Source organism: Delftia sp. 11MD (genome assembly GCF_050907895.1).
In the GTDB taxonomy this organism is placed as follows: domain Bacteria; phylum Pseudomonadota; class Gammaproteobacteria; order Burkholderiales; family Burkholderiaceae_C; genus Comamonas; species Comamonas tsuruhatensis.
Window position 1 is genome coordinate 2,414,154 of the sequence record NZ_CP194333.1, and the last position, 25,192, is coordinate 2,439,345.

Consider the following 25,192-nt stretch of genomic DNA (forward strand, 5'->3'; position numbering starts at 1 on the left):
TGCATGCCGCTGGCCTGACTTGGCGAAGGCCCTGGCATGCGGGGGTTTTCATGCGGGCGGCACAGGGCCGGCGTATGGAAATCTGCAGCCGCGTGGCGCCGCCGGCATGGCGCGGGGATAATCCAGCCCCTTATGCCTTTGAAGATCAGCTTCCCTGAATCCCTGCCCGTATCCGCCCGCCGTGAGGAAATCATGGAGGCCATGGACCGGCACCAGGTCATCATCGTGTGCGGCGAGACGGGCTCGGGCAAGACCACGCAGCTGCCCAAGATCGCGCTGGCGCTGGGCCGGGGCAAGGTCAACGCCACGCCCGACGACAAGGGCCAGGTGCGCGGCCACCTGATCGGCCACACGCAGCCGCGCCGCATTGCCGCCAGCTCGGTGGCCAAGCGCATTGCCGAGGAGCTGAACACGCCGCTGGGCGATGTGGTGGGCTACAAGGTGCGTTTCCAGGACCGGCTGTCCAAGGACGCCTCGGTCAAGCTGATGACGGACGGCATCCTGCTGGCCGAGACGCAGACCGACCCGCTGCTCAAGGCCTACGACACGCTGATCATCGACGAGGCCCACGAGCGCAGCCTCAACATCGACTTCCTGCTGGGCTACATCAAGCAGATCCTGCCCCGGCGCCCCGACCTCAAGGTGGTGGTGACATCGGCCACCATCGATGCCGAGCGGTTCTCCAGGCACTTCGAAGGCCCCCAGGGGCCTGCGCCGGTGATCATGGTCTCGGGCCGCACCTACCCCGTGGAGATGCGCTGGCGCCCGTTCGAGGAAAAGCGCGACCATGACCTCAACGACGCCATCGCCGAAGGCGTGGACGAGCTGTGGGCCGGCGGCGCGGGTGGCGACATCCTGGTCTTCCTGCCCGGCGAGCGCGAGATCCGCGAGGCGGCGGACCACCTGCGCAAGCACCTGGCACAGCAGCCCGTGCTGCGCCATGCCGAGGTGCTGCCGCTGTTCTCGCGCCTGTCGCAGGCCGAGCAGGACCGCATCTTCGACAGCCACACGGGCCGGCGCATCGTGCTGGCCACCAACGTGGCCGAGACCTCGCTGACCGTGCCCGGCATCCGCTATGTGATCGATGCGGGCACGGCGCGCGTCAAGCGCTATTCCTTCCGCAGCAAGGTCGAGCAGCTGCTGGTCGAGCCCATCAGCCAGGCAGCGGCCAACCAGCGCGCCGGCCGTTGCGGCCGCGTGGCCAACGGCATCTGCATCCGCCTGTACGACGAGGCCGACTTCGGCACGCGCGCGCGCTTCACCGACCCTGAAATCCTGCGCTCCTCGCTGGCCGGCGTCATCCTGCGCATGAAGTCGCTGGGCCTGGGCGACGTGGTGAACTTTCCCTTCCTCGAAGCGCCCTCGGGCCGCGCCATTGCCGACGGCTACCAGCTGCTGGGCGAGCTGGGCGCCGTGGACGAGCGCGGCGAGCTGCTGCCCATGGGCCGCGAGCTGTCGCGCCTGCCGCTGGACCCGCGCGTGGGCCGCATGATCCTGGAGGCGCGCACGCGCGGCGCCGTGGCCGAGGTGCTGGTCATCGCCTCGGCCCTGTCCGTGCAGGACGTGCGCGACCGGCCGCTGGAGGCCCAGCAGCAGGCCGACCAGCAGCACGCCAAGTTCGACGACGAGAAAAGCGAATTCAGCGGCTACCTGCGCCTGTGGAAATGGCTGCAGGATGCGCGCGGCGGCAAGGTGGTGGCCAAGAGCCGCAAGGAAATGGCCACGGCCCAGGCACCGGCCGCCAAGCCATCGGCGCGCAATGCCGCCTTCCTGCCCGTGGCCCAGCGCAGCGGCGGGCAGAGCGTGGCCGCCCCGGCGGCCGAGGCGTTGGCGGCCTTCCATCCGCAGGACACCGGTCCCGGCACGGATGACGAGCCCTCGCACAAGCTCAGCAACCGCCAGTGGGAGCAGCTGCTGCGCCAGAACTTCATCAACATCCGCCGCGTGCGCGAATGGCGCGACATCCACTCGCAGCTGCTGACCGTGGTCAACGAGCACAAGTGGAAGGTCAACACCGAGCCCGCGGGCTACGACGCCGTGCACCTGTCCATGCTGTCCGGCCTGCTGGGCAACCTGGGCTACAAGGGCGATGAAAGCGACGCCTACCTGGGCGCGCGCGGCATCCGCTTCCATCCGCACCCGGGCGCCCACCTGTCCAAGAAACCCGGGCGCTGGATCGTTGCGGCCGAGCTGGTGGAAACCTCGCGCCTGTACGGCCGGGGCATCGCCGCCATCGATCCGCAGTGGCTGGAGGAAGTCGGCGCCCACCTGCTCAAGAAGCAGCTGCTTGATCCGCACTGGTCCAAGAACCAGGCCGACGTGGTGGCGCTGGAGCGCGCCACGCTCTACGGCCTGGTGGTCTACAACGGCCGGCGCATGAGCTATGGCCGCATCGATCCGCAGTCCGCGCGCGAGATCTTCATCCGCCAGGCCCTGGTGGAGGGTCAGTGGGACACGCGCTGGCACTTCCTGCCCGCCAACCTCAAGCTGGTGCGCAAGGTCGAGGAGCTGGAGCACAAGAGCCGCCGCCAGGACGTGCTGGTCGATGACGAGCTGATCTACGCCTTCTACGACCAGCAGATCCCCAAGGACGTGTTCAGCGGCGCCACCTTCGACCATTGGTTCCGCGAGGCGGCCAAGGAAAACGCCGACCTGCTGCGCCTGTCGCGCGACGAACTGATGCGCCACGAGGCTGCCGGCATCACCACCCAGGCCTTTCCCAAGGTGGTCAAGCTCGGCGGCGTGGACTGCACGGCCAGCTACCTGCACAGCCCGGGCGACGCGCGCGACGGCATCACCGTCACCGTGCCGCTGTTCGTGCTCAACCAGGTCAGCGACGAGCGCGTGGAATGGCTGGTGCCCGGCATGCTCAAGGACAAGCTCCAGGCCCTGCTCAAGAGCCTTCCGCAGCGCCCGCGCAGCCGCTTCGTGCCCCTGCCCGAAAGCGCCCAGCGCCTGGCCGAACTCTTCACCACGCCCGAGCGCTGGGGCCAGGGATCGCTCATCGATGCCCTGCTCAAGCAGGTGCGCGACGAGACCTCGCTGGACGTCAAGCGTGCCGACTTCAAGCTGGACATGCTCAGCCCGCACCTGTTCATGAACTTCCGCATCACGGACGAGCATGGACGCCAGCTGGGCCAGGGCCGCAACCTGGGCGCGCTCAAGGCCGAACTGGGCGCCAAGGCGCGCGGCGCCTTCCAGGCGCTGGCCGCGCTGAAGGTGGCTTCGGTCACCGAGGCTGCGGCCCCACCTGCCGCCGCGTCCGAAGCCGGCAAGAAGGCGGCATCTGGCGCCAGGCCGGACAAGACAGCAAAGCCTGAAAAGGCGGACCAGGCCAAGCCCGCCAGCAACGCCAGGCCCAGCCAGCCCGCCGACAGCCGCTACAAGGAATGGAGCTTTGGCGAGCTGCCCGAGCTGATGGAGATCGGCCGGGGCGGGCAGACGCTGATCGGCTTTCCGGCGCTGATCGACCATGGCGATGCCGTCGGCATCGAGGTCTTCGACGAACCCGAGGTCGCGGCCGCGCGCCACCGCGTGGGCCTGCGCCGCCTGTTCGCGCTGCAGATCCGCGATGCGCTCAAGTACCTGGAAAAGAACATTCCAGACCTGCAGAAGATGGCCGTCGCCTACATGCCGCTGGGCACGCAGGAGGAACTGCGCGAGCAGATCATCGACGTGGCCATAGACCGCGCCTTCCTGCAGGAGCCGCTGCCCACCAACGACGCGCAGTTCAAGCAGCGCGTGCAGGACGGACGCGGCCGGCTGACGCTGATCGCCAACGAGGTGGCGCGCATGGCCTCCACCATCCTGGTCGAGTACGCGGCGGCCCAGCGCAAGATCAAGGACACCAAGAACGCGCCCGACGCCACGGCCGACGCCGCCCAGCAACTGCAGCGCCTGGTGCCCAAGAACTTCATCGCGGCCGCGCCCTGGACCCAGCTGCAGCACTACGCGCGCTACCTCAAGGCCATCACCAGCCGGCTGGACAAGTACCGCGCCGACCCTGCGCGCGACGCCAGCCGCCTGGCCGAGCTGCGCCCGCTGGAGCAGCGCTACTGGCGCCTGGTGGCCGAGCGCAAGGGCCACATCGATGCGCGCATGCAGGAGTACCGCTGGATGCTGGAGGAGCTGCGCGTGAGCTTCTTCGCCCAGGAGCTGCGCACGCCGTACCCGGTCAGCATCAAGCGGCTGGACAAGGTCTGGCAGCAGCTGCAGAACTAGCGCCGTGCCGGCCTGCGGCCCTTCCGTGATCGGGAGGGCCGCAGGCCATGGTTCAACGCGGCATCGCCACCTTCACCGGCACGCAGCCGGTTGGAGCGATGCAAGGCCCAAGGCCGTATGCGCCATCACAGAGATGGGGCATTTTTCAAAGCACGGGCGATCTGTGCAGAAACTGCACAGATGCTGGCCGCTCCATGGCGTTGTGGTGGGCCCTGTGCGTTTCTAGACTGCAGGCATCAACCACTTCCCGTTTTCAGGAGCACTGCATGTCCCTCGCAGAACAGGCCAGCCATGCCACCCAATCCACCAGCCATCCCACCCTCCGCGCCCTGTCCGGCGCGCCGGGGCGCAGCCAGTTGCCACGGGGTGCCACGGCGCTGCTGGTCATCGACTTCCAGAACGAGTACTTCAGCGGCCGCCTGCCCATCCCGCGCGGCCCGCAGGTCCTGGAGCAGGCCCGGCGCCTGCTGCAATGGGCCGATGCCGGGCAGGTTGCCGTGTTCCACATCCAGCACATTGCCCCGGAAGGTGCGCCCGTGTTCGCCGTCAATGGCAGCACCGTCCAGTTCCACCCCGGCCTGCAGCCGCGCGCGGGCGACACCGTGGTGCAAAAGCGCAGCGTCAGCGCCTTCGTCGGCACCGACCTGGCCGACCAGCTGCGCGCGCGTGGCATCACCACCGTGGTCATCTGCGGCCTCATGACGCACGCCTGCGTGGCCGGCGCCGCACGCGATGCCGCGCCGCTGGGCTTCGAGGTCGTCGTGGCCAGCGACGCCGTAGCCACACGTGCCATCACGCGCAGCAATGGCGAATCCGTGGACGCCGACAGCCTGCACCGTGCCGCGCTGGCCGAGATCGAGGATGTGTTCGGCGATGTGCTGCCCACCGCGCATGTGGTGCAGCTGCCCCTGCGCTGAGCCTGCAGGCAGGGCCCGCGCATCGTCTCCTAGCGAGAATCCACGGCGTTGCCGTACTCCGTCGTGGTGCTGGCCGCATCCTTGCGCACCGGCACGGCGATCTGCTCGAACACATTGCCTTCGATCACAACGCCTTTGGACTCCAGCAGGTTGATGCCGGCCTGGGGTTCCTCTTCCTTCTTCCTGAACAGTCCGCTGCGCTTCACGATGAAGCGGTTGTTGCGGATGATGGAACCATCGGCATCGCGCAGCTTGAGGATGGCGGGCAACGGCGCCTTGTCTCGCGGGTCCATGTGCACGATGAAGGTGTTGCCCTCCACCAGCGAGCGCGGGCCGTACAGGTAGACGGCGGTGCGGCCATCGACCTCGATGGTGTTGTTGCGCACCACGTTGTCGGAGCCGGCCATGATGATGGCGCGGCCGCCGGATTTGATTTGGAGGTTTTCTGCTGTGTAGAAGGTGGGTGGAGAGTAGTCCCAGGGAATTTCGTTGAAGCTCTGGTTCTCGCCATTCCAATTTGTTTTAATAATTATTGAAATATCTTCCTTCATCATTTCTATTCTTTTTCTAATATTTGAATCTCCAGAAGCCATTTCTATGCTTATTCCCAATCTTCCAGGTGTTTCAATCTTTCCATTATGAACCTTTAGAAAGCATAATTCAATCCCCTTAGTTCCAATGCCACGAGTATCTTCAAAAGGCGATCCCGATACGAGATGATTTTGCAAGTCCAGGTCCACATTGCTGCTTTCGAAGAACGTTAATATATTTCCGGTTCCAGCATCATTTATTGGAGACCCTCTTTGTCTACCAGATATGAGGTCACGAGATTTTCGCTGAACGAAATCATGAACAACGCAGTGCTTACCAGAACCTTTGATTGACTCTGATATTGGAACTCTCTGACCTCTATATTTTACAGCCTTGCACCATATGGGTGGAAGTTTTGCGTCAACAGGAGGGTGTTGGCTCTCGGTCCATTTTTCCCATTGCTGTTTTTCTGCATGCCCAGTCCGCCAAAAAGCTAGCAGCACAAATATTATTAAAATGCACACTATACGGGTTTGCATAACAAACTCCTTGGCAAACACACACCTGGATAGTCTTTCTCCCTACCCACTAGACCACCAAGAAAGACCTCTCTATTGTTTTCTGCTTTCTCAAAGTCATATTCCTCTGAATTTTTATCTTTCAAATCTATTTTTGTTATTTTGATCTGACTTTTATTGTCTTTCGTTAAATTCAATTTTCCCTCATTAATCCATTTATTTAGATGGTTTCGTAGCAAATCAAATTTATCTGGAGAATTGCTCCCACTCTTCCGCGTGGCATTGAATCTCTCCAGCACTTTCTCTATCTCTTTAAAGCTCGCCGCCGGCTTAGCCCCATACCGCGTCAAAAACTCATAACGCATATGGCCGTCGAATACCTCCATTCCATCAGGGGCTGCCTTTTGAAATGTTTCCACTCTCTGTTGTGGTACTGGCCGCATCCTTGCGCACCGGCAATGTGATCTCTTCAAACACATTGCCTTCGATCACTACGTCCTTGGACTCCAGCAGGTTGATGCCGGCCTGGGGTTCCTCTTCCTTCTTCCTGAACAGCCCGCTGCGCTTCACGATGAAGCGGTTGTTGCGGATGATGGAACCATCGGCATCGCGCAGCTTGAGGATGGCGGGCAACGGGGCCTTGTCGCGCAGGTCCATGTGCACGATGAAGGTGTTGCCCTCCACCAGCGAGCGCGGGCCGTACAGATAGACGGCGGTGCGGCCATCGACCTCGATGGTGTTGTTGCGCACCACGTTGTCGGAGCCGGCCATGATGATGGCGCGGCCGCCGGATTTGATTTGGAGGTTTTCTGCTGTGTAGAAGGTGGGTGGGGTGTAATCCCAAATACCCGCGAATGTACGGCTGTAGCCGACTTCTTTGATTGCTGGACGATCTTCTGTCAACTCCTGTAGCCTCTGACGACCTTCTATATAAGGTGCCATATCTATTCCAATACCTAGTGGACCGGGCGTTTCGATTTTTCCGTTGTGAACTGCCAAGTGAGTCAGTGATTTGCTATTCATGCCTATGCCGCGGGTATTTTCAAACGGCTTGCCAGATATAAGATGTTTCCTTAGATCAATGTTGGAATGGCTGTCTTCCGAGAAACTAATTACACTGCCCTGACCAGCCTCGTCTGTTGGTGACCCGCGTACTCTGCCATTAATGAAATCTCTTAATTTTCTTTGTACAAAGTCGTGAACTACACAGTGATTCCCCCTCCCTCTGACATACTCAACAATAGGATGAAAGCCACCTCGATATTTGACGGGACTGCAGCCATCTGGCAATGGACCTTTGTCGCTGGGGGGATGGCGACTTTCCGCCCATTCTTCCCAAGTCATGCCTTGGGAGAGTCCGGAAGATAAAATTGCCAAGATGAATATCAGTGATTTAGTTTTCATACTGGTTTGCATATGATACTCCTGGGTAAGCAGACGCCTGGATACTTTTCTTCTTGCCCAACGAGCCCTCCAAGAAATTTTTCCCGATTAGAGTTGGCTTGTCTTTCACTGTAAGCTCCAGACTCTGCATCTTTAAGGTTAATTTCCATTAATTCAACTAATCCTTCCTTTTGATCTGTCTTTGTCGGTTTTAGCTTGCCATCATTTATCCAGGCTTTGATGGTATCTTCTAGTAAATTAAATTTATTTGGTGAATTTCTTCCAGTCTCTCGAGTAGCATTAAATCTCTCCAGCACTTTCTCTATCTCTTTAAAACTGACCGCCGGCTTAGCCCCATACCGCGTCAAAAACTCATAAACCGCCTTCTCCCCTTGCAGCGATCGATACTCCCGCTGGCCCCAATAAGGCACCTCTGGATCAGGCATATTCCCCAGTATTGGCATGTCCTCGTCATAGGTGTAATCCGGCTCGGACCCCGCAAACCCATGCCCTATGCCCAGCTTCGCGCTGATGGCATCGAACGGCCGGTTGTCCTTGTCCCGGTGGCTGAAGGTGTCCAGGTAGGAGTGCAGGAATTCGCCCAGGAACTGGTATTCGGCACAGGGCTGGGCCGGGTTGCCCAGCCGGCTGGCGTTGAGCAGGTTGTTCAGTTGCGGGCTCAGGTTGCCCACCACGCTGTTGACGTTGTCGTTGGCGTACTGGGGCAGCGTGGTGCCCTTGTCGTCGGACAGCGTGAAGTGGTACCACAGCAGTTGCCGGTGGTTCTTGAAGATCGAGCCCACCGTGGTGAGGGTGTTGGCATCGTCCAGCGGCTTGGTGATGGGGTTGTCATCCACGTACTGCGAAGCCAGCGCCGTGATGCGCGCAGGTTCGTAGTCCAGGCCGGCGGCCAGGGCCAGGAAGAAGACCATGTAGTAGTGCATGTCCTCCTGGTACAGCCCGGTGGGATCGATGCGGTTGAGCGGGTCGCCGCCGGCATACAGGTAGGCATCGGGTCCGTCCGGGTAGCCCAGCGGGTCCGGCTGCAGGTAGCGGCCGCTGGCCGGGTCGTAGCTGCGGTGCCAGTTGTCGTGCAGTCCGCTTTCCTCGTCGAAGTACTGGCCCGGCAGGCGCAGGTTGAGCACGGCCTGCTGCCGGGGCAGGCTTGTGTGGCCGGCCTGATGCATGGCCGGCGCTCCCCAGGGGGTTTGGCGGGCACGCCAGACCACGCGCTGGCCTGCGTCCGTCATGGCCTGCGGACTGCCCCGGTGGTCGTTGTGGATGTGCAGGATGCGCGCCTTGCCGCTGGCGTTGTCCCGGTTGTGCGCGGATTCCAGCTTGGCGATGGGCAGGGTGCGAGTCCCCTCGTTCAGGTACAGGTACTGGCTGGTGATGCGGCCTTCGCCATCCATTTCCGCGACGAGCCGGTTGTCCTGCCACAGGTAGTGGCTGTGCGTTTGCCCATCGCCCTGGTGCACGGTCTTGCCCACGCGCTGGCCCAGGCTGTTGTAGCGGTAGCTGGCGATGGGCCGGTCCTGGTGGTCGCTGATGCCCTGGAGCTGTCCTGCTTCGGTGTAGGTGTAGCGGTGCAATGCGTCCTGGACGGTGCGGCCCTGGCTGTCGCGCTGCACGGGCGCTGGTGCTGACGGTGCGTTGTCCTGCACCAGCCTGCCGAAGCCCTGGTAGCGGTAGTCGGTCTTGTGCAGGCCCGCTGGTGGCCACTCCTGCTCGATGGCGCGGATGCGCGGGCCCACGCCGTAGCGGTAGCGCTGGCTGAGGATGGGTGCGCTGCCTTGCGATGTGCCTTGTGATGTGCCTTGCCCGGTGGTCTGCTGCGTGAGGCGCCCGGCAATGTCGTATTGGCGCGAGGTGGCCAGGCCATTGCCTGCCGTGTAGTGCTGCAGGCCGTTGAAGGCGTCCGTTTGGATGTCGCCGACCACCGTCTGCGCGGGCAGCAGGCGTTCGAGCAAGCCTGTGGCGCCGGCGCCCAGCCAGTGGTCACTGGCCTGCAGCAGGCCGGCCACCCAGGCGCTTTGCAGTTGCAGCCCTTGCACGCTGGCGCCTTCGCTGGCGGGGCCGCGCCGGGTGACGAGCACGCGGCCATCGGCCAGGGTGCGGCTGTGGACCCGGCCGTCCGGGCCATAGCGCGTGGCGGTGCGGTAGGTATGTTCGGCCTGGCCGTCGGGCGTGGCCAGCGCAATGGTGCGTGCCACGGGGCGGCCCAGGGCGTCGTATTCGATGGACTCGCGCTGCCAGTTGCTGTCGATGGTCTGCAGCAGCCGGCCCTGGTAGTGCAGCCGGGTTTGCGAGGAAGAGCGACGATCTGCACCGGGCGCCGGCTCGTAGGTCTTGGACAGCAGACGCCCGCTGGGAGCGTACTGGTAGTGGGTGCTGCTGCCGTCGGCGCGGGTGTGCACCCGCAATTGATCGGCTTCGTTGTAGCGTGCGCTTTGGCGGCCATGATCGGCAAGCTGAAGCCAGACGGTACGGCCGAAGTCGTCGCGCAGGGCTTGGCGGCGTTCGGCGGGTTGGGTGCTCCGGGATTTGCTGGTGATCTGCTCCATCGCCGCGCTGGCCGGGCCTTGCAATGCCAGCCGTACCGCCCCATCGGGCGTTTGCGACAGGCTGGCATGGAGACTGCCGTTGTCCAGCCAGCGCGTGCGGGTGTCGTCGCCATCGGTGTGCTGGAGCAACTCGCCCGCGTCGCCGTAGGTGTAGCTGTCCAGGCGCCCATCGGGCAGCAGGCGGTGGCTCAGGCGCCCTTGCGCATTCCAGCCGTAGTAGGCCGCACGTTCGGGGAGGTCCTGGCCTTCGCGGTACAGGCCCAGCCGCGTGATGCGGCCTTCGCTGTCGCGTTCGATCTGGCCCCGGTTGCCCAGGCCATCGAGCCTAGCCTGGGTGCTGCCCTGGTAGGCCCAGGTGATGCTGCGGCCTGCCGTGTCGATGGCATGGCTGGGGCGGCCCAGGGCGTCGTGGCGGATGCGGTATGGATTCAGGCTCAGCCGGCTGCTGGCGCGGGGCTGGCCGTCGGCATCGAGCAGCCAGCCGCTGGTGGTGATTTCTTCCGCCTGCAGGGCGTTGGCGGACAAGGCGCTGTAGCGCATCTGGCGCTGAAGGCGCCGCACGCCGTCGTCTTCGGTGCGGGTCGTGATGCGCCCGGCCTTGTCATGCTCCAGCGCCACGGCGGTGCCATCGGGCTGCAGCACGCGCGTGACGTGGCTGCCGCTGCGGTCCCAGCGCAGCCGCGTGAGATCGTTCTGCGCCGGGCTTCCGTCGTCATAGCCTGCCAGCGAGGTGGGCAGCGGCCCGTCGATGTCCACCAGCACGCTGCGGCCGTTGATCTCGGTGTAGCGGTAGTGCGTGCTGCGTTCGATGGGCGTGGCGCCGTCCGCATTGCCTGCGGGCTGGCCCTGGGCATCCAATGGGCTGAAGCCCGTCTCGGTGATCTGCAGCGGCTGGCGGCTGCTGTTGTAGCGGATGCGGATCTGGTGTTCGCGCCCGGGCACGACGCTGGGCCGGGCGATGAGTTCAGGCGCGTATTGCTTCCAGGGGTCCTTGCCGTAGCCGTAGCGCACCTGCAGCTGCGGGGCCCGGGCTTGGCCTTGTGTGTAGGCGATGCGGTACACGGCCAGCGGGCGGCCGAAGGGGTCCAGCTCGGTGCGCGTGCCTTCCAGCGGGCGGCCTGCGGGATCGAGCCGCGTGGCTTCGGTCAGGCGCCCTTGCGCGTCGTACCGGTAGCGCATGTCGCCGGGGCCGCAACTGGCGCAGCCCGGGCCGCGCACTTCAAGCAATCGCCATTGCCCGCCGATGGTGTCGTAGTGGTAGGTGGTTGCTTGCCCAAGGCTGTTGGTGAGGGTGTTCTTCCAGGGCTGGCTGAGGTCCAGGGTGACTTTTTCCTGCTGGCTGTCCGGCGGGCCGCGCACGCTCAAGATGGCGCGGCCGGTGTCGCCGTAGGCGTAGCTGGCGATGCGCTCGTCCATGGGCTTGCCGTCGCTGCCCTGGCCCTGGACGCTGATGCCGGTGAGCAAGGTGGGGTGGCGCGGGTCCTCATAGTGGTAGTGGCGCTGGACCGGGGCTTGGCCATCGGCCGACGGGAGGCTGACTTGCACGAGGCTGGCGTTCAGCTTGGCCTGGGGCTGGGTGCTGCCGGGCAACGGTGCGCTGCCGTGGCGGTAGCCGATGCGCCCCAGCGGGGTGTCGATGGCCTGCACGCCGGTGAAGCTGTCCTCGCCCGACGATTGGGCGTAGTGCAGGCGCAGGCTGCGCCCCTGCGGGTCGGTGACCTTGAGCAGGCGGTTGCCCTTGGCGTTGTAGTCCAGGCGGACCTGTTCGCCCGAGGGCAGGCTGATGCGGGTCAGGCGCCCCCGGTGGTTGAAGCGCAGCTCGCGCCCGTCCATCCATTGCCAGGTGTAGTGCCGTTCCTGGCCGGGCTTGGTTTCCTTGGTGCCCTTTGTATCCGGGCCTTCGATGCGCACGATGCCGTTGCCCGGCTGCTCGCTGGCGCACAGGCTGGGATGCTTGCGCAGCTTGCTGAAGATGATGCGGGTGCCATCGGCCTGCACGATCTGCAGGTTGGTGGGGTGGTCGTACAGGCGGGCCTCGTAGCTGAGCAGCCAGCCGCGGCCGAGCAGGCCTGGCGGCACGTAGGCCCGGCTGTAGCTGCTGTTGTAGTGGCGCACGACTTCCAGGCCGAGCACGCCTGGCAAGGCGGGCATGTCCACTTCGCGCTGGTATTTGTTGCCGTTGATGAGGTGGATGGGGTTGCCTGCGCCCTGGTGGGTGCTGCTGGAGTTGCCCTGGGTGGCGGGGCCGGCGCCGCCGCAGGGGCTGCCGCCGGGCGTGGGGGTGCAGGTGCCGCCGCCCGAGCCGCCACCGCCACCGCCAAGGTCGATGCCGCCGCCCGCGCCGGGGGCGCAGCTTTGCACGGTGGGGTCGCATTTGCCGGAGCCGCCGCCCAGGCTGGGGGCGGCAGCCGCCAGGGTGGGCGTGGCCTGGGCCAGCAGTGCGGCAATGCATAGCAAGGCGCTGCGCAGCAGCGTGTGCCGTGGGTGCATGTGAGTTTCTCCCTCGGGATTTTTAGGAATCTCGGGCAGGAGGCGGCCATGCGTCTGGCGGGGAGCTGGTGGAGGCAAGCCTGTGTCCGGGTTGCCGGTCAATCTAGGCAGCTGCGGCGTGCTTGTCTCTAGGAATAGTCTGTTTCTGCGGCCCAAAGGGAGGAATGGGGCGGAAAAGGGGCCGGCGTGGGGCTGTGGCGCAACGGAATGCGGCCGCCCGCATGCCCCACAATCCCCGCCAAAGGAGTGCACGGGCAATGGACAGATGGCAGGCCATGCGGGTGTTTTGCGGCGTAGTGGATGCGCAGGGCTTCACGGCGGCGCAGGACAGGCTGGGCATGACGCATTCGACCGCCTCGCGCCATGTCAAATGGCTGGAGTCGGAACTGGGCACGCAGCTGCTGCAGCGCAATTCGCGCGGGCTGAGCCTGACCGAGGCGGGGCGCAGCTACTACCTCAGCTGCGTGCAGTTGCTGGAGCAGCTCGATGAGGCCGAGGCCGCGCTGGCCGTGCGCCGCGCACGCGTGGCGGGTGTGCTGCGCATCACGCTGCCGCTGGCCGTGGGCGCCATCGAGCTGGGCGACTGGCTGCCCGAGTTCGAGCAGCAATTCCCGGATCTGGAGCTGCAACTGCTGTGCACCGACCGGCTGGTGGATCTGGTGGCCGAGGGCGTGGATGCAGCCGTGCGCATCAGCCGGCAATTGCCGGACAGTGGACTGCAGGCGCGGCTGCTCACGCATTCGCCTCTGGTGCTGGTGGCTTCGCCCGCCTATCTGATGCGCCACGGGGTGGTGCAGGCGCCAGAGCAACTGGCCGCGCACCGCGCCCTGGCCTTTGCTGCGGGTCCGGCTCAGCTGCGCTGGAGCGTGGTGTCCGGGCAGGGCGCCGTCACCGAGGTGCAGCCGCACACGGCGCTGCGCACCGATTCGGTGGCCACCATCTTCGAGGCCGCACGCGCAGGCCGGGGCATTGCGGCGCTGACCTGGCATACCGTGCGCTCGGCCATCGAGCGCGGCCAGCTGGTGCGGGTGCTGCCCTGTTTTCATCTGGGGCAGTACAGCTACCACGCGCTGTATCCGCGCACGCGGCATCTGCGCCCGGCCGTGCGTGCCTTCGTGGATTTCATGGCACGGCGCTATCGGCAGGGGCCGGGGGACTGAGCATGGTGTACTGGAGCCGGCCGCTCGATGCGCAGGAACAGGCCTTTGTGCGCACGCACTTCGGTGCCTCGCTGGATGCGCTGCTGCCGCGCATGCGCCTTTATCTGCGCCGCCTGGGCGACACGCGCAGGGCGCTGTCCATGAATGGCGGGCGCATCTTCATGCCGCGTGCCTTTTTCATGCAGTCCGATCCGCGCCAGCCGCTGCGCCTGTCGCATCCGCAGATCGCAGGCATCTTTGCCCATGAGCTGCTGCACCAGTGGCAGCGCCTGCAGGGCATGCCCGTCACGCGGCAGGCGGCCTGGCTGCAGTTCAAGGCGCTGTGCACGCGCGGTGATCCCTATGCCTACGAGCGCTGCGACGATCCCCGGCGCATGCTGCAGCGCTTTGTCCATGCCCAGGTGGAGCAGCAGGGCCAGATGTGGGAGGACCATGTACGCGCCTGCGTGGCGGGGCAGGGCGATGTGGCGGGCGCCCTGATCGCGGCCCACGTGCGGGGCACGTGAGTCAGCTGGGCTGGATGCTCAGTGCTTCGATCAGGTCATGGGCCGACACATCGCGCGCCGCGCCAAAGCCCGCCACGTGCCGGGCGATGGATGGCGTGATGCAGACAAAGCGGAAGTCGCCCAGATCGGTCATGAACGCGGCTTCGGGGAAGCGCAGCACATAGCTGTCGCGCGCGCCATCGGCCAGCACGCTGCCGGGCGGTGGTGTGCTGGCCACGCCTTCAATGGCCACGCGCTCCAGTGCATGCACGCCCTCGCCGTCCACTTCGGCCGCGCACACCAGCAGGCTGACGGCCGGGTGCAGTTCCATGGCCCGCGTGTGCGCTGCCAGTGCGCTGACGTGCAGCACAAAGCAGCCAAACTGCGCATTCCAGGCCCAGGGCACCATGGACAGACGGGGAGCGGGCAGTGCATCGCCAGCCCCGGGGGCAGGGGAGTCGGCGGGCTGGGTGGCCAGGGCCGCGCTGCGGCGGCGGGCCAGCAGATCGCGCAGCGACAGCTGCAGGCGGGACAGGTGGGGCATGGCGGGCGTGGAGGGCATGGCGCCATCGTACCCGTGGCGTACTTGTGGCGTGCCCGTGGCCGGCTTGCGAAAGCACAAGGCGAGTTGCGGTGGCACCGGTATGCCATGGGCGCTCAAGCGTCACTTTGGCGACGAGTCCCTGGGGCCTTCCCCAATGCCGGGAACCGGGTGTGCGCCTAGCCTCGCTGGCAAGGCGGATTGCCGCCGTCCGATCCACTCACCGACCATTCAACGCCCATCCGTCCATGTCGACCCTGCCCGCGCACCACGCCTTCTGGCCCAGCCGTCTGCCCCATTCCATCACCGTGCCCGCCACCAGCGTATGGGAGAACCTGGCCGTCAACGCGCGCCGCTATCCCGACAAGCCGGCCATCCGCTACTTCGGCAGCTCCATCAGCTACCGCGAGCTGTGCGAGGGCACGGAGCGCATGGCGGCCTACCTGCACAGCCTGGGCGTGCAGCGCGGCGACCGCGTGATCCTGCTGATGCAGAACACGCCTCAGCTCATCCTGGCGCACTACGCCATCTTCCGCGCCAATGCCGTGGTGGTGCCGGTCAATCCCATGAACATGGCCGAGGAGCTCAAGCACTACATCACCGACGCCGACGCCAAGGTCGCCATCACCACGGCCGACCTGGCCCCCGAGCTGGCCAAGGCCAGCAACGCGCTGGCGCCGGGCCAGCGGCTCGATCACCTGATCGTCACCCAGTTCACCGATGCCTTCGATGCCGGTGTGCAGGGCGACGATGCGCCGCCTGCGCAGTGGCACGACTGGCTGCTCACCCGGCGCGAGCCGGCTGTGCTGGATGGCGGCAGCGTCCACACCTGGCAGCAGGCCCTGGCCTGCACCGACGCTGCGCCGCCCCATGTGGTGGGCCGCGACGACATGGCCGTGCTGCCCTACACCAGCGGCACCACGGGCCACCCCAAGGGCTGCATGCACCCGCACCGCTCCATCAACCACAACGCCGTGGCCGGCAGCTACTGGGGCAGCGGCACCAGCGAGGCGGTCGTGCTGGCGGTGGTGCCCATGTTCCACATCACGGGCATGGTGTCGGTACTGCACACGGCCATCTTCATGGGTGCCACCGTGGTGGTCATGCCGCGCTGGGACCGCGAGCTGGCCGGGCGGCTGATCTCGCGCTACCAGGTCACCAGCTGGACCAACATCCCCACCATGGTCATCGACCTGCTGGGCAGCCCCAACTTCGCGCAGTTCGACCTCACCAGCCTCAAGTACATCGGCGGCGGCGGCGCGGCCATGCCCCAGGCTGTGGCCCAGCGCCTGCTGGAGCAATACGGCCTGCGCTTTTGCGAGGGCTACGGCCTGACCGAGACCGCTGCGCCCACGCACAGCAACCCGTCCGAGCACCCCAAGCAGCAGTGCCTGGGCATTCCCTTCATGAGCACGGAGGCGCGCGTCATCGATCCTGACACCGGTGCCGAAGTGCCCCAGGGCGAGCAGGGCGAGATCGTGGTCCACGGGCCCGAGGTCTTCGACGGCTACTGGAAGCGCCCCGACGCCACGGCCCAGGTCTTCATGGAGATCGACGGCAAGCGGTTCTTTCGCACCGGCGACCTGGGCCACGTGGATGAGGACGGCTACTACTTCATCACCGACCGCCTCAAGCGCATGATCAACGCCAGCGGCTTCAAGGTCTGGCCGGCCGAGGTCGAGTCGCTGATGTTCCGCCACCCCGCCATCCAGGAAGCCTGCGTGATCTCCACGCGCGACGCCTACCGGGGCGAGTCGGTCAAGGCCGTCGTCGTGCTGCGTGCCGGCAAGGAAGACACCACGGCCGAGGACATCATCCAGTGGTGCCGCGAGAACATGGCCGTCTACAAGGCGCCCAAGGTGGTGGAGTTCGTCAAGGCCCTGCCCAAGAGCGGCAGCGGCAAGGTGATGTGGCGGCAGTTGCAGGAGGCGCAGGCGTAGCCCCGCGGGCAGTTCCCATCCATGGGCAAGTCCCACACGCGCTTGCCCAGGGCGCCGTGGGGCTGTTTGCTGCAGGGGCTCTGCAAAGGCTGCGCGCGCATCTATGATCGCGCGCCAGATACGAACACCGCAGCGCACAGCACATGCATAGATTTCCTGGGACCGCTGCCACGGCCGTGGCAGCTTTTTTTTGGGTTTCCGTTCCCGTCCCCGTTGTCGCGCACGAACTGTGCACCCTCGTCGCCGACGCCGACACGGGCCAGTCCCTGGTGCACAGCGGCCCGGCCTGCGCCGAGCGGGTCACGCCGGCCTCCACCTTCAAGATCGCCATCAGCCTGATGGGCTATGACGCCGGCATCCTGCAGGACGAGTCCCGGCCCGCGTGGCCGTACCAACCGGAGTATCCGGACTGGGGCGGCGATGCCTGGCGGCGCGATATCACGCCCCAGGCGTGGATGAAGGACTCGGTGTTCTGGTACTCGCAGCAGGTGGTGATGCGTCTGGGCCAGCAGCGCTTTGACGCCTACGTGAAGGCCTTCCGCTATGGCAACGAGGATGTCTCTGCCGTGCCAGTGGCCGACCCGGGCCACAACGGCGTGTGGGTGGTGTCTTCGCTGCGCATCTCGGCGGCCGAGCAGGTGGCCTTCATGCGCAGGATCGTGCGCCGGGAACTGCCCGTGAACAGTCAGGCCATCGACATGACCGCGCGCATCACCCGGCATCCAGTGGCCGTGGGCGGCTGGACCGTGCATGGCAAGACGGGCACGGGCTCGCCGGGCAGCGACAACCGCTACGACGCCAGCCGGGCCTATGGCTGGTACGTGGGCTGGGCCACCAAGGACCAGCGCAGGCTGGTGTTCGCCACGCTGATCCAGGACGAGCAGGCGCAAAAGCCCAATGCCGGCCTGCGCGCCCGCGATGCCCTGCTGCAGCGACTGCCTGCCGTGGACCGCTGACAATGCACGGGCCGTTCCTTTTCCGTACACCTTCCGCACACGAGCGACAGACCGACACCCGATGAAGACCATTGACGAAATGCTGAACCTGGACCTGCTCACCCCCGAGCAGCACGTTGAGATCAGCGACTGGATCGCCCGCGCGAACTCCCCCGAGGAAATACTGCAGATGCCGGCCCCCCTTTGGCAGGCCGTGGAGCGGGCCAGCGAGGCCATGGGCGTCAATGCCGATCTTCTGCGGCCGCCCGCGCTGGATGCGGGCGGCGCGGTCTTCGGATAGAGCGTGCTACGCCTCGTTCCGGACCCCTTTCCCGGCTTTCGCGGGCACATCAAAGTGCATAGCACGCTCTAGGGCGGGCGCCGCAGTTCACCATCCCATCATCGACCGGTGCGCGCCAATGCCGGCCATGGCGCCATCGCTCACGGCCATGGCCACGTTGCCGGCCGCGCGGGCCGCGTCGCCACAGGCGAACACGTTGGGGACGCTGGTGGCCTGGCCTTCCGCGACCTTGATGAAGGGACCCATGGGGCCTTCTTCCAGGGCGCAGCCCAGCTGTTCGGCCACGGGGCTGGCGATGCGGGTGCGCGGCTGGGTGAACAGGCCATCCATGACCAGGCGGCGGCCGTCCTGCAGCAGCACGTCGGCCCGGCCTTCCAGGCGGGCGATGGGGGTGGCCTCCACCTGTGTGCCGCGGCGTGCGAAGGCGGCCAGCTCATCGGCACTTGGCGCGTAGGCGCCGTTGAGCAGCAGGGTGGTCTGGCCCCAGTCGGGCAGCATGACGGCATGGTGATGGGCCAGGGCCGAGCTGGCGATGATGCCGATGCGGCCCGCATTCATCTCGTAGCCGTGGCAGTACGGGCAATGGAAGACGCTGCGGCCCCAGCGCTCGGCCAGTCCCGGCACGGGCGGCAGGCTGTCATGCACGCCCAGCGCCAGGACGAGGCGGGCGGCGCTGATGGCGGTGCCCGCTGCATGGAACTCCAGCCGGCCATCGGGCGCCACGCGGGCGTCCTCGGCCGTGCCGTCCAGCCACTGCACGGTGGGGTAGGCCATCAGCTGCTGCCGGGCCTGGGCGGCGATCTGGGCGGGGGCGACGCCATCCTGGGTGAGAAAGCCGTGCGATGTCTCGCCGGCCTGGTCCACGAAGCGGTTGCGCCGCAGCCCGGCATCGACCACCAGCACCTGGCGGCGCGCACGCGCCAGTTGCAGGGCGGCGGACAGGCCGGCATAGCTGCCGCCGATGATGGCGAAATCAATGTGTTTCATGCTGGTGCTCCTGCAGTTGGTACCAGCCCTGGCCGCCCGCTGCGCGGTGGCGCGCCAGGCGGGCATGGAAGTCCTGGGACAGGGCAGCCAGCGTCACCGAGCCCAGCCGCGCGAGCAGGGCGGCCTCGGCTTGCTGCACCGCGTTGCTCAGCGCTTCGTTCACGGCCTGGGCGACCAGGCATTCGGGCCGGTCTTCCCTGAAGCCCAGCGACACCAGATCAGGGGCGCCCAAGGCTTCATGCACGTCGCGCAGCGTGGTGCGGTCCAGCTCGCAAGACAGCACCCAGCCCCCGCCATGGCCTTTGGCGGAGGTGACAAGGCCTGCATCGCGCAGGCCCGACATCAGCCGGCGCAGCACGACCGGGTTGGTCTGCAGCGCGGCGGCGAGCATGTCGGAGGTGGCAGGTCCATCGCCCTCGGCCATGTGCAGCAGCACATGCAGGACGTCCGAGAATTGGCTGTTCTGTTTCATGCAACATTATTTGTTGCATGAGTGTAGCCTTGTCCCGTGAAGGGATATGGACCTGCCGTCCGGGTGCGCCATCAGGACTCGCCCGTGAACCCGATCTGCTTGACCAGCGAACTCCAGCGCTCGAACTCGGCCTGCTGGTCGGCGGCCATCTCCTGCTGCGTGCTGCCGCGCGCCAGCAGGCCCAGGGCCGCCAGCCCGTCGATCACGGCCTTGTCCTTGAGCGCGGCGGTGATGGCCGCGTTGGCGTTGGCAATGGTGGCGGCCGGGGTCTTGGCGGGCGCGTAGAACCCGAACCATTCCTCCACCGTGACATCGGGAAAGCCCAGCTCGGTGAAGGTGGGCACCTCGGGCAGGAAGGGCGAGCGCTGCCTACCCGAGGTGGCCAGCACGCGCAGGCGGCCGGCCTTCAGGTACTGAAGGTAGTCGCCGCTGGGGTTCATGGTGGCCGCGATCTGGCCGCCCACCAGGTCGGTGATGCTCGGCACGGTGCCGCGATAGGGCGCGTGCTTGAGCTCCACGCCCGAGCGCAGGCCCAGCAGCGCGCCCAGCAGGTGCGGCATGGAGCCCGCGCCCGGCGAGCCGAAGCTGGCGCGGTCGGGGTTGGCCTTGGCCCAGGCCAGGAAGTCCTTGAGCGTCTTGACCTCGGCCGGCACGGCGGGGCCCACGGCCAGGCCGTGGTAGATCACGGCGCCAATCGATACGGGCGTTGCGTCTTCGGGCCTGTAGGTCAGCTTGGGGTAGATGTGGGGATAGACCGAGAAGGCCGATACGGGGGCCAGTGCCAGCACGGAACCGTTGGGCGGGGAGTTCTTCAAGGCCTCCACCGCGATGCGGCCTCCGGCGCCGGGCTTGTTCTCCACAAAGCCCGGGCCCTTGCTGTACGGCGTGCCGCCCAGCCGCTCGGCCACGCGGCGGGCCACGCTGTCGCCCGAGCTGCCGGCCGGAAAGCCGTACATGATCTTGACCTGGTCCAGTGCCTGGGCCAGGGCTTGCAGCGGTGACAGCGAGCCCAGGGCGGCGGCGCTGCCCAGGGCCTGGACGAAATGACGGCGATGCATCTGCATGGGATGTCTCCTGTTGAATATGGGAAAGGCAGGCGGATGGAAGCGGCTCAGAACATGTGGCGGATGCCCACGTTGATGCCGGTCTGCGAGCGTCCCGGCGCGGTGTTGCTGCCCGGCGCGCCGCCGCTGACCGAGACGGTGGCCAGGCGGTCGTTGCGGATGTGGCCGAGCTGCGTGTAGACGGCCGTGCGCTTGGACAGGTTGTAGATGGCGCGTGCCACCAGCAGGTCGGAGTCGTAGCCCGACACGCCGCGGTAGCGCAGCGTGAGCCACTGGGTTTCGAGCACCAGGGCCTCGGTGACCGGGTAGGAGGCGCCCACGTACCACAGGTTGCTGCGTGGCTTGACGGCGTCGCCGTCGTTGTCGCGGCGCAGCAGGCCGCCGCCGATCTTCACGCCGGCCAGCTTGAAGTAGCCGCCCAGGTGCAGGCGCTCGTCATGCTTGGCGCTGGAGTTCATGCCGCCGAACACCGGGTCGGTGGACGAGGCCGGCGTGCGGCCATTTTGCTGCTCGTAGCCCAGCGCCACGCCCCAGGCCGGTGTGTCGTACTTGGCGTACAGCGACCATTGGCGGCAGGCCTGCGTGTCCGATCCGCTCTCGCCCGGGCAGTTGGTGCCTGCCGGGCTGGGGCCGGCATTGACGGTGTCACGCCCGAAGCTGTAGCCCGCGCCCAGTGCCAGCCCGCCGAAGTTGCCGCGCCAGGCCAGCATGTTGTCGGCGCGCGAGTTGGGAATGTAGGCGTCCAGCGAGCCCATGGCGAAGACGGCCGGGCCGATGATGTCCGAGTCCAGCAGCGACCAGAACAGCATGGAGTTCTGGCGGCCCATGGTCAGGCTGCCCCAGTTGCCGCCCAGGCCCACCCAGCTTTGGCGGCCAAAGCCGCGCCCGCCCTGGTTGAAGGTGCCCTGGTCGGGCGCAAAGCCCGACTCCAGCGTGTAGATGGCCTTGAGGCCGCCGCCCAGGTCCTCGCTGCCGCGCAGGCCCCAGCGCGAGGGCACCATGCTGGTGGTCGATGGCATGCGGCTGAGACCGCCGCCCGCCGCCACATTGTTCAGGTGCTCCACGCCCACATCGACGATGCCGTAGAGCGTGACGCTGGAGGTGCCTTGCGCGAAGGCGCCGAAGCTGGCGCCGGAGCCGGCCAGGGCCAGCACGGCGGTGGCCGCCAGGGTCCGCGGGGATGGGGTGGTTTTCATGGTGATGTCTCCTCTGGTTTGAAAAATCGTTGCCGTCTTGGCGTGGGTGTCCGCGCGCCTTTTCTCGGGCGCAGCGGGGCCCGGCCCCGCCGGGGGCGGGACTGCGGACAAGGGGTGGATGGGGGCGGAGGGGGCGGGCCGTTCAGGCGCCGCCCGCCTTCAGTGCATGGTCAGCGGCAACTGAAGCTGGCAGCGCTTTCCATGTCGCCGCTGCCGTTGTAGCGGGCGGCCAGCGGATGGGGGCACAGCGGCCGGGTGCGCGTGGGCGACCAGTTGGCGGGCAGGTCGGCGTTGGCGCCGCCCGCGTTGCCCGCGCCGCGCGCACTGGCGATCACGCGGTCCGGCGCCTGGCCTTTCTCCACCCAGGCCACGAGGGAGCTGAGCATGTCGAACTGATCGGTGGCCGGGCCGCCGCTGCAGTGGTTCATGCCGGGCACCAGGTACAGGCGGGCGAAGTCGGCGGCGTCGCCATGGTTGCGGCGCAGCGTGTCGTACCACTGCACGGTGTCATCGCTGGAGAAGATGGGGTCGGCCGTGCCGTGGTAGACCATGAGCTTGGCGCCCCGGTTGCGCAGCACGGGCAGCTTGCCGTAGTCGGGCGGCATCATCAGCGACAGGCCGCTTTCCGTGAAGGTGCCGTTGGTCGCCTGCACCTTGGCCAGCATGCTGTCCACGCTGCCGTTGAGGGCGAACTGCGCGTCGTTGAAGCTGGCGGCGCTTTCCGGCGGCGTCTGCCAGATGAAGGCCACGGCACCGGAGTCGCGGCTGATGGGGTTGGAGAATTTCCAGCCGGCCCAGCCGGCCGTATCCAGGCCCGCGTCATACGGGAAGCTGTTGTAGATGCGGCTGCCGCCGCTGGTGGTGGCGCCCTTGAACAGGCCGGCAATGGTGCTCTTTTGCTCGGCGCTGATGCAGCTGCCGTCGCGCGCACCGCCGCAGGTGGGCACATCGCGCGACAGGTCGAAGCTCGCCTGGCAGGCTGCGCCGGCCTGCACCATGCCGTCGGTGGCCCCGTCCAGCGCATCGCACCGGGCCAGCACGGCCTGGCTGACCAGGCGGCGCTCGGCCTGGGTGAAGCCCGTGCCCAGGTCCGAGGGCGTGGTCGCCAGCTTCGCATAGCCCTGGGCGCCGGCAATGTTGGCAATGGCCGCCAGCGGCAGGCGCGTGCCGGGGTTGCCGGCGATGATGCCGTCGTACTGGTCGGCATAGCGCGAGGCCGCCACCATGGCGTGGCGCCCGCCGTTGGAGCAGCCGCCCAGGTAGGAGCGGTCAGGCCCCTTGCCATAGGCCGTCTGCAGCGCGCTGCGCGCCATGGGCGTGAGCTTGCCCACGGCCTGGTAGCCATAGTCCAGCCGCGCCTGCGGGTCCAGGCCGAAGAAGGGACCCAGGCTGCCTGCATGCCCGGCATCGGAGCTGAGCACGGCAAAGCCCATCTGCAGCGCGTTGCCCAGCGGCCCGCCGCCCAGCGCGCCCACGGCCGTGCTCACGACGCCGTCCAGCCCGCCGTTGGCCTGGTAGAAGAAGCGCCCGTTCCAGTCGCGCGGCAGGCGCATCTCGAAGCCCACGGCGTAGTTCTGGCCATCCACGGTGCTGACGCGCTCGTGCATGCGGCCGGTCACGCGGCAGTGCTCGGCAATGGGCTTGCCCGCCACCGCCAGCGTGCCGGCGGCCACGGTCTCGGCGGCGGTGATGCGGGTGTTGGGGAAGGATATTTTCGCGGCCAGGTCCGTGCACGACAGCAGCGTGGCGGGGCGGGCCTCGGCCAGCTGCGCGATGCCGTCGCTCGAGCCGCCGCAGGCCGACAGCAGCAGGGCGGGCAGGGCGGCGGCCAGCGCGGCCGGCAAGGCGCGGGAACGGGTCTTGTGGATCTTTCTGTCCATGTGTGTCTCCTCGGAAGGTGGTGTGAAGCCTCAGCGCGAATCCGTTACGTGGCAGCCGTTGCCTGCATCTGCATCGCTTTCTGATGGCCGCGATTTTGGTTATATTTAATAACCAATTCAAGCGGCCTTTGCGAATTTCTTATTGGGACTTCCCCTTGATTGCGGGGCAGGCAGCAGGCCGCACAGGAGACAGACATGGACCACGAAAAACTCATTGCCATCGACATCCACACGCATGCCGAGGTGAGCTGCTGGAACCCGTTCGACAACTACGGCGAGGAGTACGACCGCGCCGCCGACAAGTACTTCGGCAACGGCCGGCGCCCGACCATCGCCGAGACCGTGGCCTATTACCGCGAGCGCAACCTGGGCCTGGTGATGTTCACGGTGGACAGCGAATCGCAGCTGGGCCGGCGCCGCATTCCCAACGAGGAGATCGCCGAGGCTGCGCGGGCCAACAGCGACATGATGGTGGCCTTCGCCAGCATCGATCCGCACAAGGGCCGCATGGGTGCGCGCGAGGCGCGGCGGCTGATCGAGGAAGAGGGCGTCAGGGGCTTCAAGTTCCACCCCACGGTGCAGGGCTTCCATCCCTACGACCGCATGGCCTGGCCGATCTACGAGGTGGTGGCCGAGCACCAACTGCCGGCCATCTTCCACACGGGCCACAGCGGCATTGGCAGCGGCATGCGCTGCGGCGGCGGCCTGCGCCTGGCCTACAGCAATCCCATGCACCTGGACGACGTGGCCATCGACTTTCCCGACATGCAGATCGTGATGGCCCACCCCAGCTTTCCCTGGCAGGACGAGGCCCTGTCCGTGGCCCTGCACAAGCCCAATGTCTGGATCGATCTGTCGGGCTGGAGCCCCAAGTACTTTCCCCGGCAGCTGGTGCAGTACGCCAACACCCTGCTCAGGGACCGCGTGCTCTTCGGCAGCGACTATCCCCTGATCACGCCCGAGCGCTGGATGAAGGATTTCCAGGAAGCCGGCTTCAAGCCCGAGGTGATGCCCGGCATCCTCAAGGGCAATGCGGTGCGGCTGCTGGGCTTGGACCGGCCCGCCGCGCAGAAGGCGGACTGAGCGCGCTCAGTTGTAGATCTTCTGCAGCAGCTGGATCAGCGTTTTGCGCTCGGCATCGGTCAGGCGGTAGGTGGCATCCATCTCCAGCTGGGCCGCCGTTCGTTCGGCCTGGGCCGTGAGTTCGGCGCCGGCCGGCGTCAGGTGCACGCCCACGGCGCGGCGGTCTGTGGGATGGGGGCGGCGCTCGATGAGCTTGCGCCGCTCCAGGGCGGCGATCAGGCCCACCAGGTTGGGCGGCATCACGTCCAGCGCCGTGCACAGCTGGCGCGAGGTGATGCCGGGGTTGTGGGACACCAGGGACAGCACGGAGAACTCCACCATCTTGAGATCGTGGGTGGCCATGCGCTCCACGAACACCTCGATGATGGACATCGAGGCACGCCGGGCGTTGTAGCCGACCAGGGTGTGCAGGAAAGAGGCGTCGATGGACGGCCCCGGCGCTGTGGTGCCGGACGGGGCCGTGTTCTCTTCGGACGGAGCGGGCTTGGATGTGCGGGCGCGGGGCATGGGGTCAAGGAACTGAA

The 25,192-nt window shown here is 66.5% G+C and carries 19 protein-coding genes; 8 read left to right on the forward strand and 11 right to left on the reverse strand.

Annotated elements, in window-relative coordinates; genetic code table 11:
- Positions 1 to 132 precede the first annotated feature (132 nt).
- The gene (hrpA, locus tag ACRSCF_RS10925) at positions 133 to 4,221 is read left to right on the forward strand and encodes an ATP-dependent RNA helicase HrpA (RefSeq protein ID WP_244388028.1); all 4,089 of its coding nucleotides are present in this window, start codon (positions 133 to 135) and stop codon (positions 4,219 to 4,221) included.
- Between the two features lie 266 nt (positions 4,222 to 4,487).
- Positions 4,488 to 5,138, forward strand: coding sequence for a cysteine hydrolase family protein (locus tag ACRSCF_RS10930; protein WP_034367449.1), 651 nt, complete (start codon positions 4,488 to 4,490; stop codon positions 5,136 to 5,138).
- 29 nt (positions 5,139 to 5,167) lie between these two features.
- Here the strand turns inward: ACRSCF_RS10930 and ACRSCF_RS10935 are convergent, their stop codons facing one another.
- From ACRSCF_RS10935 to ACRSCF_RS10950, 4 genes are all read right to left on the reverse strand, one after another.
- Positions 5,168 to 5,689, reverse strand: coding sequence for a right-handed parallel beta-helix repeat-containing protein (locus ACRSCF_RS10935; protein ID WP_244388029.1), 522 nt, complete (start codon positions 5,687 to 5,689; stop codon positions 5,168 to 5,170).
- A gap of 503 nt (positions 5,690 to 6,192) precedes the next feature.
- Positions 6,193 to 6,606: a hypothetical protein gene (locus ACRSCF_RS10940; RefSeq protein WP_126312073.1), complete on the reverse strand. Its 414-nt coding sequence runs from the start codon at positions 6,604 to 6,606 to the stop codon at positions 6,193 to 6,195.
- Positions 6,578 to 7,603, reverse strand: a complete 1,026-nt coding sequence (locus ACRSCF_RS10945) for a right-handed parallel beta-helix repeat-containing protein (protein WP_244388030.1) — start codon at positions 7,601 to 7,603, stop codon at positions 6,578 to 6,580. Before ACRSCF_RS10945 ends, ACRSCF_RS10940 begins: the two co-directional genes overlap by 29 nt.
- Complete coding sequence (locus ACRSCF_RS10950; protein ID WP_244388031.1) at positions 7,588 to 12,624, reverse strand: DUF6765 family protein; 5,037 nt, start codon at positions 12,622 to 12,624, stop codon at positions 7,588 to 7,590. The genes ACRSCF_RS10945 and ACRSCF_RS10950 overlap by 16 nt, the downstream gene beginning before the upstream one ends.
- Positions 12,625 to 12,881: 257 nt before the next feature.
- Between ACRSCF_RS10950 and ACRSCF_RS10955 the strand changes: the two genes are divergently transcribed.
- The gene (locus tag ACRSCF_RS10955; protein ID WP_244388032.1) at positions 12,882 to 13,784 is read left to right on the forward strand and encodes a LysR family transcriptional regulator; all 903 of its coding nucleotides are present in this window, start codon (positions 12,882 to 12,884) and stop codon (positions 13,782 to 13,784) included.
- Between the two features lie 2 nt (positions 13,785 to 13,786).
- Entirely contained in the window at positions 13,787 to 14,290 is a 504-nt protein-coding gene (locus ACRSCF_RS10960; protein ID WP_034369157.1) for a hypothetical protein, read from the forward strand.
- A gap of 1 nt (position 14,291) precedes the next feature.
- Here the strand turns inward: ACRSCF_RS10960 and ACRSCF_RS10965 are convergent, their stop codons facing one another.
- Positions 14,292 to 14,831, reverse strand: coding sequence for a pyridoxamine 5'-phosphate oxidase family protein (locus ACRSCF_RS10965; RefSeq protein ID WP_034369154.1), 540 nt, complete (start codon positions 14,829 to 14,831; stop codon positions 14,292 to 14,294).
- 227 nt (positions 14,832 to 15,058) lie between these two features.
- Between ACRSCF_RS10965 and ACRSCF_RS10970 the strand changes: the two genes are divergently transcribed.
- The 3 genes from ACRSCF_RS10970 (at position 15,059) to ACRSCF_RS10980 (ending at position 17,986) form a co-directional block, all read left to right on the forward strand.
- Complete coding sequence (locus ACRSCF_RS10970) at positions 15,059 to 16,750, forward strand: long-chain fatty acid--CoA ligase (RefSeq protein ID WP_034369151.1); 1,692 nt, start codon at positions 15,059 to 15,061, stop codon at positions 16,748 to 16,750.
- A gap of 143 nt (positions 16,751 to 16,893) precedes the next feature.
- Positions 16,894 to 17,706 (forward strand): class D beta-lactamase, encoded by an 813-nt coding sequence (gene blaOXA, locus ACRSCF_RS10975; RefSeq protein ID WP_016450577.1) that lies wholly within the window; start codon positions 16,894 to 16,896, stop codon positions 17,704 to 17,706.
- A 61-nt stretch (positions 17,707 to 17,767) separates the two neighbouring features.
- A complete protein-coding gene (locus ACRSCF_RS10980) occupies positions 17,768 to 17,986 on the forward strand; it encodes a hypothetical protein (RefSeq protein ID WP_016450576.1) in 219 nt (72 codons plus the stop codon).
- Between the two features lie 87 nt (positions 17,987 to 18,073).
- Here the strand turns inward: ACRSCF_RS10980 and ACRSCF_RS10985 are convergent, their stop codons facing one another.
- From ACRSCF_RS10985 to ACRSCF_RS11005, 5 genes are all read right to left on the reverse strand, one after another.
- Entirely contained in the window at positions 18,074 to 18,973 is a 900-nt protein-coding gene (locus ACRSCF_RS10985; RefSeq protein ID WP_016450575.1) for an NAD(P)/FAD-dependent oxidoreductase, read from the reverse strand.
- Complete coding sequence (locus tag ACRSCF_RS10990) at positions 18,960 to 19,445, reverse strand: Rrf2 family transcriptional regulator (RefSeq protein ID WP_016453247.1); 486 nt, start codon at positions 19,443 to 19,445, stop codon at positions 18,960 to 18,962. Before ACRSCF_RS10990 ends, ACRSCF_RS10985 begins: the two co-directional genes overlap by 14 nt.
- Positions 19,446 to 19,516: 71 nt before the next feature.
- Positions 19,517 to 20,509 carry a tripartite tricarboxylate transporter substrate-binding protein gene (locus ACRSCF_RS10995; protein ID WP_016450573.1) on the reverse strand — a complete coding sequence of 331 codons (993 nt, stop codon included), beginning with the start codon at positions 20,507 to 20,509 and terminating at the stop codon, positions 19,517 to 19,519.
- Positions 20,510 to 20,556: 47 nt separating this feature from the next.
- A complete protein-coding gene (locus ACRSCF_RS11000) occupies positions 20,557 to 21,705 on the reverse strand; it encodes a porin (RefSeq protein ID WP_016450572.1) in 1,149 nt (382 codons plus the stop codon).
- A 170-nt stretch (positions 21,706 to 21,875) separates the two neighbouring features.
- A complete protein-coding gene (locus tag ACRSCF_RS11005; RefSeq protein ID WP_244388033.1) occupies positions 21,876 to 23,585 on the reverse strand; it encodes a tannase/feruloyl esterase family alpha/beta hydrolase in 1,710 nt (569 codons plus the stop codon).
- 195 nt (positions 23,586 to 23,780) lie between these two features.
- On the opposite strand from ACRSCF_RS11005, the gene ACRSCF_RS11010 reads away from it, so the two are divergent.
- Positions 23,781 to 24,668 carry a 4-hydroxyphenyl-beta-ketoacyl-CoA hydrolase gene (locus tag ACRSCF_RS11010; protein WP_016450570.1) on the forward strand — a complete coding sequence of 296 codons (888 nt, stop codon included), beginning with the start codon at positions 23,781 to 23,783 and terminating at the stop codon, positions 24,666 to 24,668.
- 6 nt (positions 24,669 to 24,674) lie between these two features.
- Here ACRSCF_RS11010 and ACRSCF_RS11015 read toward each other — a convergent pair whose 3' ends face one another.
- Positions 24,675 to 25,175: a MarR family winged helix-turn-helix transcriptional regulator gene (locus tag ACRSCF_RS11015; protein WP_016453244.1), complete on the reverse strand. Its 501-nt coding sequence runs from the start codon at positions 25,173 to 25,175 to the stop codon at positions 24,675 to 24,677.
- Positions 25,176 to 25,192: the final 17 nt, after the last annotated feature.

Excerpts from the sequence above, each read along its gene's own strand:
- hrpA (WP_244388028.1), top strand. The coding sequence starts at position 133 with ATGCCTTTGAAGATCAGCTTCCCTGAATCCCTGCCCGTATCCGCCCGC.
- ACRSCF_RS10930 (WP_034367449.1), top strand. The coding sequence starts at position 4,488 with ATGTCCCTCGCAGAACAGGCCAGCCATGCCACCCAATCCACCAGCCAT.
- ACRSCF_RS10935 (WP_244388029.1), bottom strand. The coding sequence starts at position 5,689 with ATGAAGGAAGATATTTCAATAATTATTAAAACAAATTGGAATGGCGAG.
- ACRSCF_RS10945 (WP_244388030.1), bottom strand. The coding sequence starts at position 7,603 with ATGCAAACCAGTATGAAAACTAAATCACTGATATTCATCTTGGCAATT.
- ACRSCF_RS10950 (WP_244388031.1), bottom strand. The coding sequence starts at position 12,624 with ATGCACCCACGGCACACGCTGCTGCGCAGCGCCTTGCTATGCATTGCC.
- ACRSCF_RS10955 (WP_244388032.1), top strand. The coding sequence starts at position 12,882 with ATGGACAGATGGCAGGCCATGCGGGTGTTTTGCGGCGTAGTGGATGCG.
- ACRSCF_RS10960 (WP_034369157.1), top strand. The coding sequence starts at position 13,787 with ATGGTGTACTGGAGCCGGCCGCTCGATGCGCAGGAACAGGCCTTTGTG.
- ACRSCF_RS10965 (WP_034369154.1), bottom strand. The coding sequence starts at position 14,831 with ATGCCCTCCACGCCCGCCATGCCCCACCTGTCCCGCCTGCAGCTGTCG.
- ACRSCF_RS10970 (WP_034369151.1), top strand. The coding sequence starts at position 15,059 with ATGTCGACCCTGCCCGCGCACCACGCCTTCTGGCCCAGCCGTCTGCCC.
- blaOXA (WP_016450577.1), top strand. The coding sequence starts at position 16,894 with ATGCATAGATTTCCTGGGACCGCTGCCACGGCCGTGGCAGCTTTTTTT.
- ACRSCF_RS10980 (WP_016450576.1), top strand. The coding sequence starts at position 17,768 with ATGAAGACCATTGACGAAATGCTGAACCTGGACCTGCTCACCCCCGAG.
- ACRSCF_RS10985 (WP_016450575.1), bottom strand. The coding sequence starts at position 18,973 with ATGAAACACATTGATTTCGCCATCATCGGCGGCAGCTATGCCGGCCTG.
- ACRSCF_RS10990 (WP_016453247.1), bottom strand. The coding sequence starts at position 19,445 with ATGAAACAGAACAGCCAATTCTCGGACGTCCTGCATGTGCTGCTGCAC.
- ACRSCF_RS10995 (WP_016450573.1), bottom strand. The coding sequence starts at position 20,509 with ATGCAGATGCATCGCCGTCATTTCGTCCAGGCCCTGGGCAGCGCCGCC.
- ACRSCF_RS11000 (WP_016450572.1), bottom strand. The coding sequence starts at position 21,705 with ATGAAAACCACCCCATCCCCGCGGACCCTGGCGGCCACCGCCGTGCTG.
- ACRSCF_RS11005 (WP_244388033.1), bottom strand. The coding sequence starts at position 23,585 with ATGGACAGAAAGATCCACAAGACCCGTTCCCGCGCCTTGCCGGCCGCG.
- ACRSCF_RS11010 (WP_016450570.1), top strand. The coding sequence starts at position 23,781 with ATGGACCACGAAAAACTCATTGCCATCGACATCCACACGCATGCCGAG.
- ACRSCF_RS11015 (WP_016453244.1), bottom strand. The coding sequence starts at position 25,175 with ATGCCCCGCGCCCGCACATCCAAGCCCGCTCCGTCCGAAGAGAACACG.